Origin of the sequence: Micromonospora rifamycinica, assembly GCF_900090265.1 — a bacterium.
Taxonomy (GTDB): Bacteria; Actinomycetota; Actinomycetes; order Mycobacteriales; family Micromonosporaceae; genus Micromonospora; species Micromonospora rifamycinica.
Window position 1 is genome coordinate 3,055,314 of record NZ_LT607752.1, and the last position, 13,567, is coordinate 3,068,880.

General features: G+C 71.3%; 13 protein-coding genes and 2 tRNA genes. 9 read left to right on the plus strand and 6 right to left on the minus strand.

What is annotated here, in order from left to right:
• Positions 1 to 16 precede the first annotated feature (16 nt).
• The 3 genes from GA0070623_RS12315 (at position 17) to GA0070623_RS12325 (ending at position 2,439) form a co-directional block, all read left to right on the plus strand.
• Positions 17 to 667 (plus strand): histidine phosphatase family protein, encoded by a 651-nt coding sequence (locus tag GA0070623_RS12315; RefSeq protein WP_067306133.1) that lies wholly within the window; start codon positions 17 to 19, stop codon positions 665 to 667.
• The gene (locus tag GA0070623_RS12320) at positions 664 to 1,458 is read left to right on the plus strand and encodes a phosphotransferase enzyme family protein (RefSeq protein WP_067306130.1); all 795 of its coding nucleotides are present in this window, start codon (positions 664 to 666) and stop codon (positions 1,456 to 1,458) included. Before GA0070623_RS12315 ends, GA0070623_RS12320 begins: the two co-directional genes overlap by 4 nt.
• Before the next feature lie 90 nt (positions 1,459 to 1,548).
• On the plus strand, positions 1,549 to 2,439 hold the full coding sequence (locus GA0070623_RS12325; protein WP_067306162.1) for a hypothetical protein: 891 nt from the start codon (positions 1,549 to 1,551) through the stop codon (positions 2,437 to 2,439).
• Here GA0070623_RS12325 and GA0070623_RS12330 read toward each other — a convergent pair.
• Together GA0070623_RS12330 and GA0070623_RS12335 are read right to left on the minus strand one after the other, a co-directional pair.
• A complete protein-coding gene (locus tag GA0070623_RS12330; RefSeq protein ID WP_231932761.1) occupies positions 2,429 to 2,725 on the minus strand; it encodes a DUF4326 domain-containing protein in 297 nt (98 codons plus the stop codon). The genes GA0070623_RS12325 and GA0070623_RS12330 overlap by 11 nt on opposite strands.
• 172 nt (positions 2,726 to 2,897) lie before the next feature.
• Positions 2,898 to 2,973 (minus strand) — tRNA-Lys (locus tag GA0070623_RS12335).
• 184 nt (positions 2,974 to 3,157) lie between these two features.
• Here GA0070623_RS12335 and GA0070623_RS12340 point away from each other — a divergent pair.
• Together GA0070623_RS12340 and GA0070623_RS12345 are read left to right on the plus strand one after the other, a co-directional pair.
• The gene (locus GA0070623_RS12340; RefSeq protein ID WP_067306121.1) at positions 3,158 to 4,429 is read left to right on the plus strand and encodes a L,D-transpeptidase; all 1,272 of its coding nucleotides are present in this window, start codon (positions 3,158 to 3,160) and stop codon (positions 4,427 to 4,429) included.
• 176 nt (positions 4,430 to 4,605) lie between these two features.
• Positions 4,606 to 5,901, plus strand: coding sequence for a L,D-transpeptidase (locus GA0070623_RS12345; RefSeq protein ID WP_067306118.1), 1,296 nt, complete (start codon positions 4,606 to 4,608; stop codon positions 5,899 to 5,901).
• Positions 5,902 to 6,100: 199 nt separating this feature from the next.
• On the opposite strand, the gene GA0070623_RS12350 is transcribed toward GA0070623_RS12345, so the two are convergent.
• Together GA0070623_RS12350 and orn are read right to left on the minus strand one after the other, a co-directional pair.
• Positions 6,101 to 6,173: transfer RNA gene (locus GA0070623_RS12350), tRNA-His, on the minus strand.
• Between the two features lie 99 nt (positions 6,174 to 6,272).
• Positions 6,273 to 6,830: an oligoribonuclease gene (gene orn, locus GA0070623_RS12355; protein ID WP_067306115.1), complete on the minus strand. Its 558-nt coding sequence runs from the start codon at positions 6,828 to 6,830 to the stop codon at positions 6,273 to 6,275.
• Between the two features lie 106 nt (positions 6,831 to 6,936).
• Between orn and GA0070623_RS12360 the strand changes: the two genes are divergently transcribed.
• Positions 6,937 to 8,193 (plus strand): glycosyltransferase family 87 protein, encoded by a 1,257-nt coding sequence (locus GA0070623_RS12360; protein ID WP_067306111.1) that lies wholly within the window; start codon positions 6,937 to 6,939, stop codon positions 8,191 to 8,193.
• Between the two features lie 269 nt (positions 8,194 to 8,462).
• On the opposite strand, the gene GA0070623_RS12365 is transcribed toward GA0070623_RS12360, so the two are convergent.
• Both GA0070623_RS12365 and GA0070623_RS12370 read right to left on the minus strand, forming a co-directional pair.
• Positions 8,463 to 9,197: a YcnI family copper-binding membrane protein gene (locus GA0070623_RS12365; protein ID WP_067306108.1), complete on the minus strand. Its 735-nt coding sequence runs from the start codon at positions 9,195 to 9,197 to the stop codon at positions 8,463 to 8,465.
• A 16-nt stretch (positions 9,198 to 9,213) separates the two neighbouring features.
• Positions 9,214 to 10,869 carry a copper resistance CopC/CopD family protein gene (locus tag GA0070623_RS12370; RefSeq protein ID WP_067306105.1) on the minus strand — a complete coding sequence of 552 codons (1,656 nt, stop codon included), beginning with the start codon at positions 10,867 to 10,869 and terminating at the stop codon, positions 9,214 to 9,216.
• Positions 10,870 to 11,212: 343 nt separating this feature from the next.
• On the opposite strand from GA0070623_RS12370, the gene GA0070623_RS12375 reads away from it, so the two are divergent.
• From GA0070623_RS12375 to GA0070623_RS12385, 3 genes are read left to right on the plus strand one after another with little or no spacing between them, the layout of a single operon-like run.
• Positions 11,213 to 11,737 carry a MauE/DoxX family redox-associated membrane protein gene (locus GA0070623_RS12375; RefSeq protein WP_067306102.1) on the plus strand — a complete coding sequence of 175 codons (525 nt, stop codon included), beginning with the start codon at positions 11,213 to 11,215 and terminating at the stop codon, positions 11,735 to 11,737.
• The gene (locus GA0070623_RS12380; protein ID WP_067306099.1) at positions 11,730 to 12,446 is read left to right on the plus strand and encodes a thioredoxin domain-containing protein; all 717 of its coding nucleotides are present in this window, start codon (positions 11,730 to 11,732) and stop codon (positions 12,444 to 12,446) included. Before GA0070623_RS12375 ends, GA0070623_RS12380 begins: the two co-directional genes overlap by 8 nt.
• Positions 12,443 to 13,537 (plus strand): hypothetical protein, encoded by a 1,095-nt coding sequence (locus GA0070623_RS12385; RefSeq protein WP_067306095.1) that lies wholly within the window; start codon positions 12,443 to 12,445, stop codon positions 13,535 to 13,537. Before GA0070623_RS12380 ends, GA0070623_RS12385 begins: the two co-directional genes overlap by 4 nt.
• Positions 13,538 to 13,567 lie beyond the last annotated feature (30 nt).

Sequence of the window (13,567 nt, forward strand, 5' to 3'; positions counted from 1 at the left end):
TGAAGGATCCCTGCCGATGGCCCCCACCACCGAACTTGTCATCGCCCGTCACGGCGAGGCCGCCTGCAACGTCGCCGGGATCGTGGGCGGCGAACACGGCTGCACCGGTCTGACCGACCGGGGCCACGAGCAGGTCACCCAGCTCGCTGTCCGCCTGGCCGCCGAACACGCAGCTCGACCGTTCTCAGCCTTCTACTCCACGCCCAGACTCCGCGTGGTCCAGACAGCCGAGATCATCAAGCGGGCACTCCACCTGCCGTCCACCATCGAGCCGGACCTTCGCGGGCCTGACCACGGCGACGCCGACGGCCGGCCATGGGCGGACGTCAAAACCGCCTTTCAGGGGCCACCCCAACACGCCCCCGACCGCCCCTACGCCAACGGCTCGGAGACCTGGAACCAGTACCTCGACCGGGCAACCAGAGCCCTACAGGAGATCCTCACCCGACACGACGGCGAACGGATCCTCATCGCCGCCCACGGCGAGACCGTCGAGGCCGCCAACACCCTTCTCCTCGCACTCCCGCAGGACGCCTGCCTACGGCTCGGCTTCGTCACCGACCACGCCTCGATCACCCGATGGCAGCGACCCACCAACCGGTTCGGACGCACGATCTGGCAACTCGCCGCGCACAACGACACCCGACACCTCGAACCCGGGCAATGAGCAGCACAGACCTCCTCGCACTCTGCCGGCGTCTCCTCGACGTCGACGTCACACCTCTGAACTGGCATCCAGGCCACGCCGGCACCCGGGTACTCCGCGCCGCCACCGCCGAACACGGGGAGGTGATCGTCAAACCCCACCGCAGCCCCCAACGACACACCCAGGAGGTGAACGCCTACCGGACCTGGGTTCCGACCCTCGGTGACCGGGCACCCCGCCTCCTCGCGGCAGCCGACGATCCGCCCGCGATCATCATCACCGCCGTGCCCGGCATCCCACTCCGCCACCGAACCCTCGACTCCGAGGCCGGGCAGGGCGCCTACCGCCAAGCGGGAAGGCTACTCAGAACGTTTCACGCCGCCGGGCCGCCGAGGCTGGAGCCGGACTGGACAGCCTGGCTCGCCCAACGAACCGAGTACTGGATCCACCAAGCCGCAGACCGCATCACGTCCCGCTTCCGCGCCGAGGTACGCGCCCACATGCGAGCCCTTCAAGACCTTGGCCCGCTCCCTGCCGTACCGTGCCACCTCGACTTCATGCCCCGGAACATGATCCACAGCGACGACGGCATCCTTCGCCTGATCGACTTCGAGCACAGCCGCTACGACCTGCCCGCCCGTGACCTCGTACGCCTCACCACCCGCATCTGGCCGCACCGCCCCGACCTACGTCACAGCTTCCTCGACGAGTACGGCCAACCCAGCACCCTCGACCGCGAGGTCCTGGAACACTGCGCGCACCTCGATGCCCTGACGGCGTGGGCAGTACAACCCCCAGATGACCGCAGGTGACGGTTAGACATCGCAGATGGCTGGCGCCCCATCGACTTAGATGCGAAGCTATCTATGTAGCGCGAAGTGTGCATGCAGCCACATTCAGCAATGTTGGTGGTTCCATTGGAACAACTTCCTTTGTGGGGACCGAGCACCGGTGAACAGCTATCACCGAAGCCGGTACTCACGCGACCAGCGACACTCCGCATCCTGATCACCGTGAAGGCGGCACCCAACCCCTCCGCCCGCTACGGGGAGACAGTCTGCGTCGGCGCGCTCGGCCTGGACGCTCCCTGGACGGGCTGGATCCGGCTCTACCCGGTCCACTTTCGGGAACTGGCCGACGACAGCAAGTTCCGCAAGTACGACATCGTCCGCCTCGACGCACTGCCGGCCCGGCAGGACCAGCGCCGCGAGAGCTGGAAGCCGATCGTGGACACCATCACCACCGAGCGACACCTTGCCAACTGGCAGCCCCGCCGCACCCTCCTTGATCCACTCATCGAAGACTCCATGTGCCAGCTCAACAAGCAGACCCGCGACGACCCGAGAGCACGATCGATCGCACTGATCCGCGTCGCCGACATCTCGGGCCTACAGGTCAAACGACGTGACGGCTGGTCGCCAGAGGACCGCAGGAAGATCGCCGGCTACCTCAATCAGCTCGACCTGCTGGAGCCGTCCCAGCGCAGCCCTCTTAAGGCACCGCGATTCACCGGCACCTACCGCTACCGGTGCGCAGACCGCCAATGCCGCGGGCACCAGCAGACACTCTGGGACTGGGAATTCGTCGCCCTACAATGTCGCCTGGCGCAGCTCACCGACGCGGAGACCACGGATCGACTCAGGCACAAGTTCCTCACCCAACTCTGCGCCGCCGACCGCGACGTGGCGTTCTACGTCGGCAACCAAGCGGCAAGGCCACAGTCCTTCAGCATCGGCGGTGTCTACGCACCCAAACGACCCACCGAACGGTACCGGCTACGCGTCAACCGATGATCTCGGTCAACACATCCGCATGACAGGCATCCTCCACACGACACCAACACGCCAACTGCTTACCGGCGAGATCCCGCCGCGCCCGCTCGACAAGCTCCGGCTGCCCCACGAGCCACTGCCGATACAGGCGCAGCGCCTCCGCCCGATCATGTTTCCGCATGCTGAACGGATTGGCCCAGGGAGAACGCCGCAACCCGAACCCCTGCCGCCCCACATACACGGCACCGGCCGGCACCACCGGGTGATACAGGTCCCCCTGCACGCGAACCCGTGACTGCGCCACCACCCGATCAGCGTAGCCGTCACCAACGGGCTTCAGGTGGCAGCTCGCGTCCATCCAGTCCGGGCAGGCGACCCCGGTCCAACGGCTCCCGAGCACCCACCGAGACACCGAGCCACGAACAGCAATGCCAAAAGACTCCAACCCAGGGTGAAACCCCAGGTCAGAGCCTTTTTGGTGGTGCGCCGCCAGGGACTCGAACCCCGAACCCGCGGATTAAGAGTCCGCTGCTCTGCCAGTTGAGCTAGCGGCGCTCGTTGGCACGCAGAGAACATAGCACGGGGCAGGAGCGGGGTTCCAATCCACTACCCGGCTCCCCCCTTCGGTCGAGCTTAACGGTCAAAAGCCGCCAAATCCCCCACCGTACAACGTGCGGGATCGAGCCGGTGGCCTGGATGGGGCACGATGTCCGCCAGGTACGCGAGAACAGAGGTGGGGATGGGCAGGTTAACGCGGGGCGGGGCGATGGCGGGCGCTCTCGTCCTGGCGGCGTCGCTGGCTCTGGCCGGGTGCGGCGGCGACCAGAAGAAGCAGGCCGAGTTCGTCGGTGGCACCGGGGCTTCGCCGAGCACCGAGGCGGTGGCCCCGACGCAGTCCGACGGGGCGTCGCCGTCGGCGCCGGCCGCCGGCCTGGCGGTCAGTCCGGCCGACGGGGCGAAGAGCAGGCCGGTCAGCACCGAGATCAGCGCCGACCTCCCGGGCGGCGGCAAGATCTCCTCGGTCACCCTCACCACGGGTGACGGCAAGCAGGTCGGCGGGAAGATGCGTCTGGACGGCAGCTCCTGGGTGCCGTCGTCGGCCCTGAAGTACAACACCAGATACAAGGCCACGGTGACCGGCACCGGCGCCGACGGCCAGCCCCGGCAGGGGGTGAGTACGTTCACCACGATGGCCAAGCCGACGTCGATGATCGGCTCCGGCCTGTACCTCTTCGACGACCGGACGTACGGCGTGGCCATGCCGGTGGTGGCCGAGTTCAGTCCGGGTATCCCGAAGAAGGACCGGGCGGCCGTCCAGAAGCGGATGTTCGTCAAGACCGATCCGCCGCAGCCGGGTGCCTGGCACTGGGTCTCCAGCGGCACCCAGGCGTACTACCGGGGGCCGGAGTACTGGCAGCCGGGGACGACGTTGAGCGTCCGGATCGCGCTGGCCGGGATTCCGCTGAGCAACGGCCGGTACGGCAACGTGGACCGGTCGGCCACCGCCAAGATCGGGCGGGCCTTCGAGATGAAGGTGGACAACGCCACCAAACAGATGGAGGTCTTCGAGGGCGGTCAGCTGATCAAGACGTTGCCGGTCAGCCTGGGCAAGAAGAGCACGCCCTCCTCCAGCGGCACGATGGTGGTGATGGAGAAGAAGGAGAAGACCGTCTTCGACACCATGGACGAGCCGGACCCGGCCAACCAGTACCGCACCGAGATCGATTTCGCCCAGCGGCTGACCTGGGGCGGCGAGTACATCCACGCGGCACCGTGGTCCGAGGGGGTGCAGGGTCGGCGGAACGTCTCGCACGGCTGCGTCAACGTCTCGATGGCGATGGGCAGGTGGCTCTTCTCCCAGACGAAGGTCGGTGACCCGATCACGGTCAAGGGCACCCCGCGCAAGCTCGAACCCGGCAACGGGTGGACGGCCTGGAGCCTGACCTGGGCGGAGTTCGTCAAGGGCAGCGCGCTGCCGGTTCCGCAGGGCGGCTCGGGCCCCCTGGTCTGACACACCCGGCCCGGGTCGACGCGGTCCGCGTCGACCCGGGCCGACGTGGACCGGTGACCCACCGTGTTCACACTTCGTCCACCGGCGTGTTTCAGTTCACCCTTCGCAACCGACGGGCGCTCCCACACGTCAGTGAGGCACGATGGAACATCGGGGACCACGACTGCGAGGGAATCATGCGACTTGTCCAGGACCATCTGACCGGGCGTACCGGTCGCCGCCGGGTGCTCGCGGCGGGGGTCCTCGCCGCGACGCTGGCCCTCACCTCCGCCTGCACCGGCTCCGGCGGTGACAAGCCGTCGAGTTGGCAGGGCGGCGGCGGGGAGAGCGCGCCCAAGGCCACCGCGACGATCAGCGAGCCGAAGGCCGACGCCACCGACGTCCCCGCCTCGACCGGCATCGTCTTCGCGGCCAAGGACGCCAAGGAGACCACCGTCGCGCTCACCGACGCGGCCGGCAAGCCCGTCGAGGGCAAGCTCGCCGCGGACGGTGCGAGCTGGCTGCCCGACAGCACCCTGGAGTACGGCGGGAAGTACACCGCCACCGTGACGGCCACCGGCGACGACGGCAAGTCGGCGACGGCGACCAGCGCCTTCACTGTGATGGCCAAGCCGGACAAGCAGGTGCGGGTGACCAGCTTCCTCGGCGACGACCAGGTGGTCGGCGTGGCCATGCCGCTGATCGTGAAGTTCGGTCGTGCCGTCCCCGAGGACTACCGCGACGACGTGCAGCGACGGATGACGGTCACCAGCACCCCGGCCCAGGAGGGCGTCTGGCACTGGGTCAGCCCCACCGAGGTCCGTTACCGGCCGAAGGAGTTCTGGAAGTCGGGCAGCACCGTGTCGTACCGGGTGCGGGCCGGTGGGCTGCCGATGGGCGACGGTTGGTACGGCCGGTCCGACCTGACCGTGGACATCAAGATCGGCCCGGCGGTGGTGATGCAGGTCGACAACAAGACCAAGCGGATGACCGTCACCAAGGACGGCAAGGCCGTCAAGACCGTCCTGGTCAGCCTGGGCAAGAAGAGCACCCCGTCGTCCAGCGGCACCATGGTGGTGATCGAGAAGCTCCGTAAGACGGTCTTCGACACCATGGAGGAGCTCGGCCCCGAGGAGGGCTACCGCACCAAGATCGACTATGCCCAGCGGCTCACCTGGGGTGGCGAGTTCATCCACGCCGCCCCCTGGTCGGAGGGGCAGCAGGGCACCACGAACGTGTCGCACGGCTGCGTCAACGTGTCGATGAAGGACGGCGCCTGGCTGTTCGCCAACACGAAGATCGGTGACCCGATCACGGTCAAGGGCACCGAGCGCAAGCTCCAGAACGGCAACGGCTGGACCGACTGGAACATGAGCTGGGACGAGTACGTCAAGGGCAGCGCCCTGCCGTACGACCCGGACGCCGGGCAGCCGGACGCCGGCACCGCCCCGGACGGCACCGCCCCGGAGCCGAGCGCCACGCCGACGTCCTGACCGGGAGGTCGACACCCCGACCCGACCGGAGCACCGACCGTCCACGATCGGCCCCCGCCGCCAGGTGGGGGCCGATCGTGCGTCCGGGACAGGCACGACGGGTGGCGACAGCGGGGGCGTCCCCCCGGCAGACCCCGGATACGACTCAGGCCCCCTCGGACGAGGGGGCCTGAGCTGCGGTGGAAAGCTCCACCAACCGGGTGACTGATGGGAATTGAACCCACGACAACCGGGACCACAACCCGGTGCTCTGCCAACTGAGCTACAGCCACCATGCCGTCCGCTCCGGTCTCCCGGGCGGGTGCGGACTAATAATAGCCACACCCGGGCGGGGCCCGTCCAGCGGGTTGCACCCCGACCGGCGGACCGGGTTAGAGCTGCGCGGCGATCGCCCTCGCCGTGTCCACGTCCGGGCCGGGCAGTGGCACGAACAGGGTGCGCCGGTAGTACTCCAGCTCCCGGATGCTCTCCCGGATGTCGGCCAGCGCCCGGTGCGCCAGCCCCTTCTGCGGCTGGCCGAAGTACACCCGGGGATACCAGCGCCGGCACAACTCCTTGATCGACGACACGTCGATCATGCGGTAGTGCAGGTGGGCGTCGAGCCGGGTCATGTCCCGGGCGATGAAGCCGCGGTCGGTGGCGATGGAGTTGCCACACAGCGGCGCGGTGCGCGGGTCCTTCACGTGGCTGGTCACGTACTCCAGGACCAGGTCCTCGGCCTCGGCCAGGGTGACCGTGGAACGGCGGGCCTCCTCGGTCAGGCCGGACTTCGCGTGCATGGTGCGGACGATCTCCGGCATCGCGGCCAGGGCCTCGTCGTCGGCGTGGATGACCACGTCCACCCCCTCACCCAGCACGTTGAGGTCGGGGTCGGTGACCAGTGCGGCGACCTCGATCAGCTTGTCGCTGGTGAGGTCGAGCCCGGTCATCTCACAGTCGATCCAGACGAGTAGGTCAGCCACCGCAACAGACTACGCGCAGCCCAGGTGCCCGCGCCTCGGCACTGTCGGGGGACGGGACCGCTAGGGTTTCCCCGTGCCCGCCGATTCCGTCGCTTCCCCCGTCGCCACCCCGGAGGACCAGCGAAGCCGTACGGTCCGCCGGGTCGTCACGGTGCTGGCGCTGGCCGCCGTCCTACCGGCGCTCTACCTGCCGGGCCTGGTGCACGACTTCTTCGATCTGAAGATCTACATGCGGGCGATGGACTGGTGGGCGTCCGGGCATCCGCTCTACGACTACGTGCAGCCCGACCGGGTGCAGGGTGAGCTCTACTTCACGTACCCGCCGTTCAGCGCGCTGCTGCTGCGCCCGTTCGGGGTGCTGCCGCTGGGCCTGACCATTGTCGTCTTCACGGCGCTGACCTGCGTCGGTGTCGTGGTCACCACCCGCTGGCTGGTGCTGCCGGTGATCGAGCGGCACGGTCTGCACCGGACGTTCGCGCTCGCCGTGTCGGTGCTGCTGGTCTTCGCGGTGGAGAGCACCCGGGAGACGATCACCTTCGGTCAGATCAACATGCTGCTGGTGGTGCTGATCCTGGCCGACCTGCTCTTCGCCGTACCCCGGGCGCGGCGATGGGCCGGGGTGGGCGTGGGGTTGGCCACGGCGCTCAAGCTCTTTCCGGGCATCTTCATCGTCTACCTGCTGGTGACCCGGCGCTGGCGGGCGGCCATGGTGGCCAGCGTCACGGCGGCGGCGGCGACGCTGCTGGCCGCCGCGGTGGCGCCGCAGGACTCGTGGCGGTTCTGGACCCACGAGCTGTGGGCCACCGACCGGGTCGGGCGGACCGACTACACCGGCAACCAGTCGCTGTTCGGTCTGCTCAGCCGGATCGACGCGCCCGAGGAGCCGAACCGCCTGCTCTGGCTCGTCCTGGTCGTCGCCGTTCTCGGGTACGGGCTGCACCGGGCGGCCCGTGCCGCGCGCAGCGGTGACTGGTTGACCGGCCTCACCCTCACCGGCCTGGTCGGCGGTCTCATCAGCCCGATCACCTGGACCCATCACATCTACTGGTTCGTCCCGGCGGTGGTGGTGCTGGTGGATGCCGCGCTCGACGCCGACCGGGAGACCCGGGAGGGGGCGCGACGCCGACGTCGGCTGCTCGCCCTCGCCATCGGCACCGGCCTGGTGATCGTCTGCGGGGTGGTCTCGTTCTTCGACTGGGGTGTCGCCCCGGCCCGGACGGACAATCCGTGGGAGTTCCTGGTCCGCAACGCGTACGTGCTGCTGGCGGTGCTGCTGCTGATGCTGCTCCCGGTGCGGCGGGAACCGCTCCCGACCACCGGACAGCCCTGAAAAGGACAGATATTCCACTGTCTGACTTTTAGCGCTAATCTGACATGAGCCGGTCACGGCTACAACGCACCGCTCCCCCGGTGGGACGGCCCTCCGCGTCGGCAGCGCGGAGGGCCGTCACCGGGACCGGACCGCCGGGAGGGAAGGCCGCCACCGGGACCGGCCACCGCGCGGAAGGCCGCACCGGGACCGGCCACCGCACGACAGCGACCCACCGCACGACAGCGGCCCGCCGGACGGATCCGACGGGCCGGTGCGGGCGGTGCGGGTCAGGACTTCGGCGTCGGCTCCCGCCGGGTCCGGGCGAAGGCCAGCCCGCCGAGGGCCAGGCCGCCGAGCCCGGCCAGCAGGCCGACGACGCCCAGCACGATCGCCGTCGAACCCGAGTCGTCGTCATCGTCGTCGTCCCCGGCCGCCGCCGTCGCACCGGCCGCCGGAGCCGCCGACGGAGAACCGGCCGCGGCCGTCAGGGTCAGCACCGGTGCCGGGTTCTCCGGCTCCTCCGCACCCGGGGTCGGCTCCTCGATCCACCGCGACACGTTGCCGTCGGAGTAGGTCTGGAGCGTCTTGAAGACCATCCTGTCGACCTGCGGCAGCGGACCCATCGAGACCGGGAACTCCTGGAACTCACCCGGCTTGACGCCCCCACCGGCGGCGGCCGTCCAGGTGAGCTTGGAAACCGCCTCCGTGAGCTGGCTGCCGTGCACCTCGATCGGCGGATCCACCTTGCGCTTCTCCACCGCGACCGTCCACCCCGGCACCGGCATCGTGGAGACCGAGCCGACCGGGGCGTTCTCCGGCAGGTTCACCTCGATCTTGACGGTGGAGGCGGTGTCGCTCTCGTTGGGCACCCGGACGGCGAACCGGCCGTAGCTGCCCTGGGTCGCCTCCCTCGGGTTGACCGTGACGTGCGCCGCGGCCGGCCCGGCGAAGCCCAGCAGCGTGGCGGCGACGGCGGTGAGGGTGAGCGCGGCGGCGGATGCGGTGCGCCGGAGACGGATCATCTGGGACGGGCCCTTCTTACTTGATCGGCACGGTGGCGGTCACCGTGGCCTGGTCGATGTCGGAGGTACGGACCGTGAAACGCAGTTGCCACTCACCCGCCGACGGGAAGCTGAACTCCCCGGTCGCGTGGTTGTCGGTCAGCTTGAGCAGCGGGATGTCGATCGGTTCCACCCCGGCCGAGGGCAGCGCGGCGGTGGCCTTCCACTCCACCACCGGCTGCGGCCGGTTGTCCGGCGTGTAGGCGTACAGGTGCATCGAGTTGTTGCCCCGCTCGGCCGGGTCCAGCTCGACCTGGAGCGAGTAGATCGGGCTGGTCAACGTGGTCGAGTAGTAGCCGGCGTCCGCGCCGGAGCCGCCGTCGGCGGCGGTCCGGGCCGGCGGGGTCTGCACCAGGACCGCCGTGACCCCGAGGATAACCGCGGTGACCGCCAGCTCCACCCAGACCGCGCGCCGCACCGGCATCGGCCGGGCCGCCGCGGTCCGCCGCCGCACCAGCTGCCGGGAGTACGCGGCCACCCCCACCACCAGCGCGAACAGTCCGATCTTGACGAGCAGCAGCCGGCCGTACGTGGTGCCGGTGAGGGCGGCGAGGGTGCCCACCTCGATCAACCCCTGCACGACGCCGGCCAGCAGCAGCGCCGCGACCGCCAGCGCCGCCCAGCGGGACCAGATCGGCAGGATCGCGCCCAGCTCCCGCTCGTCGGCCCGGCGCAGCAGGAAGCCGGCCAGCATCACCAGCCCGCCCAGCCAGACCGCCATGCTGCCCAGGTGCACCGCGTCGACGAGCACCGAGACCGCCGGGGCCGGGGAGGCCGCCGGATGCCCGGCCAGCGGCCAGGTGAACAGCCCGGCCACCCCGAGCCCGGTCAGGATGAGCCCGTCGGTGCGACCCACCGGCCCCCGGGTCAGCGGCCGGAGCAGGAACACCGACGCCGCCAACAGACCCAGCCGGATCAGGTGGGCGCTGCCGTACCCGCTGCCCAGCACCTCGGACAGCCCCTCGCCGGTGACGTCGAACACACCGCCTCCGGCGGTGTACGGCACCTGCAACCACACCTCGACCGCGGTGGCGACGGCGAGCAGCCCGGTGCCGGCCCACAGCAGCCGGGCCGGCCCCCGCCGGGACAGCCGCAGCGGCCAGAGCGCGGCCAGCACCAGCGTCGGACCCACCACCAGCAGCAGCCCCGCGTACCCCAGGTAGCGGGCCACCTTCACCCCCGCACCGACCACCGGGTCGGCCCGGCTGTCCGTGCCGGAGTCGGTCGGCGGTGTCGACGGCGCTCCCACCGAGTAGGTGAACGCCCCGGAGACCGGGTGGCTGTCGGCGGAGATCACCCGGTAGCTGACCAGGTAGGTGCCGCGCGGACCGGCCGGGTCGACCCCGATGGTCACCACGGACCCCTCGAACCGGGGTTCCCCCCGGTCGGCGCGGGAGCCGTCCGGCGCGATGACCCGCACCTTGTCGGGCACCTTGCGGACCGACTCGCTGAACGTCAGCACCACCTCTGACGGGGCGCTCGGCACCACCGCCGAGGCGACCGGGCTGCTGCTGGCCAGCACGGCGTGGGCCGCGGCCGGCCCGCCGGGGGCGAGCAGCAGGGCGACGAGGGTGACCAGCAGGCCGGCAGCGGCACCCGTGCGGGCGAGCCAGCGACGATCGACGGCGTTCATCCCGCCATGCTCGCTGACCGGAGCCCCGAACGCCCACCCGACCGCCCCGTGACGGCACGGGGTGGCCCCGGCGGCCGGGGCGCCTGCCGTAGGTGGTGGCACGTCATGAGCAGGTAGTCGGACGGGAGGGGGGAAAAGTTCCCGGCGTGAGCGGGACCATGCAAAGGGCCGAAGGACCCTGCCCGCCACGGCCACGCCGCGTAGCCTGGCTTGTCGTGACCCCCGCTCACCGCGACCCCGCCGCGACCGCCCGCCAGGCCCCGCCGACCGGTCCCACCCGCCCCCGGGCGGGCCACCGGGGACCGGCCACGCCGGGGAACCCGAGGGCCGGGCGGGACGACCAATGGGCGTGACCGCAGCGCGTACCCGGGCCGGAGGCTGGCCGGTCGTCCGGCCCTGGCTCGGCCTCGCCGCCCGGCTCGGCCTGGCCGCCGTGTGGCTGTTCGCCGGTGGGGCCAAGGTCGGCGACCTGGCCGCCTCCGGGCGGGCCGTCAACGCGTACCAGGTGATGCCCTACGAGGTGGCGACGGCGATCGGGGCCGCGCTGCCCTTCGTGGAACTGGCGCTGGGCCTGCTGCTGCTCGCCGGGCTGGCGACCCGGCTGAGCGCCGGGGTCTCCGCCGCGCTGCTGGTGGTCTTCGTCGCCGGCATCGCCTCGGCCTGGGCGCGCGGCCTGGCCATCGACTGCGGGTGCTTCGGCAGCGGCGGGCAGCTCGCCGCCGGCCAGGCCCCGAGCTACCTCCCGGAGATCCTCCGGGACCTGGGATTCCTGGCGCTGGCCGGATTCCTGCTGATCTGGCCCCGCACCCCGTTCTCGGTGGACGGCTGGCTCGCGGGCGACCCACCCGTGGAGGACGACGATGAGTAGTCGCAAGGGGCGCAACGAGGCCGCGCGGGTGGTCCGCGAGCAGCTCGCCCGGGAGAAGCGGCGCAAGCGGACCCTCTGGACCTCCGTCGGCGCGGTCGTGGTGCTGGTGATCGCCGGCCTGATCGGCTGGAGCGTCTACTCCAGCCAGAAGTCGGACACCTTCACCGCGCCGCCCGGGGCGAACGACGCCGGCACCGGCGTCGTGCTCGGCACCGGGCCGGTCACCATCGACCTCTACGAGGACTACCTCTGCCCGGTCTGCAAAGAGTTCCAGCAGACCAGCGGGGAGACCATCAACCAGCTGGTCTCCTCCGGCAAGGCCAGGGTGGTCTTCCACCCGGTCGCCTACCTCAACCGGTTCTCCACCACCGAATACTCCACCCGTTCCTCGGCCGCGTCCGGCTGCGCGGCCCAGGGCGGCAAGTTCAAGGAGTTCACCGACGCGCTCTTCGCCCAGCAGCCGCCGGAGGGCAGCGCCGGGCTGAGCAACGACCAGTTGATCGACATCGGCGCGGGCGTCGGGCTGAACAGGGACGACTTCGGCTCCTGCGTCAGGGACGGCACGTACACGGCGTGGACCGAACACGTCACCGACGACGCCAGCAAGGCCGGGGTCACCGGCACCCCGACCCTCAAGGTGAACGGCACCGCCGTGTCCGACCGCAGCCCGGCCGGCATCACCGCGGCCGTGGAGGCGGCCGGCAAGTGACCCCGGCACCCCTGCGGCGGGCCGTCCTGCTGGTCATCGCCGCACTGCTCGGCCTGCTCGGCACCGCCGCCCCGGCGTACGCGCACGGAGCGGACGCCCCCGACGGCACCGACTACCGCACCGCGGTGACCGGGATCACCCCGGCCCGGCCGGGGCTGACCGTCCGGGCCGTCGAGGCGGGCGCGCGACTGGAGCTGGTCAACCGCACCGGCCGGGACGTCGAGGTGATCGGCTACTCCGGGGAGCCGTACCTGCGGGTCGGCCCGGACGGGGCGTACGAGAACACCCGCTCCCCCGCCACGTACCTCAACCGGACCCTGGCCGGCGACACCGCGCTACCCGCCGCCGCCGACCCGGCCGCCCCGCCGCAGTGGCGCAGGATCGGCGACGACCAGCGGGTCCGCTGGCACGACCAGCGCACCCTGTGGCGGGAGCCCACGGTGCCCGCCCCGGTGGCCGCCGACCCGGGCCGGGAGCACCGGGTCCGCGACTGGGCCGTGCCGCTGCGCGCCGGGGGCGAACCGGTGGAGCTGCGCGGCACCCTCGACTGGGTGCCGCCACCGGACCCGTACCCGTGGTGGGTGGCCGCCACCCTCGGGGCGCTGCTGGTCGGGGCGGCAGGTCTGCTGCCGGGCGGTCGGGCGCTGCGTGGCGTCGGCGCGGTGCTCGCCCTGGGTGGGGCCGCCGCCGTCGCGCTGGTGCTCGGCCGGGAGCTGGACGCCGGGGCGCAGGGGGTGGCCGGGGTGCTGCTCGGGCTGCTCGCCGGGCAGCTCTGGCCGCTGCTGACCGGGCTGGGCGCGCTGGCCGCCGGCGGGTGGGCGCTGGCCCGGCGGCCCGCCGCCGACTTCGTGCTCGCGCTGGCCGGCGCGTGCCTGACCCTCTTCGTCGGCGTCGCCAACCTCACCGTGCTGTCCCGCGCGGTCGCCCCGGTGCCCTGGTCCGGCGGCACCGCGCGGGTGCTGGTGACCGGGGTGCTGGTCGCCGGGGTGGGCGCGGCCGGGGCCGGTCTGCTCCGGCTGCACGCCGCCGCCCGCACCGCCGCGCCCCGGACCCCCGCCGGCCCGGTCCCGAGCCCACCCGTCCACCGGTGAGGTCGACCGCCCCTCGGCGCTCCCGGGCCG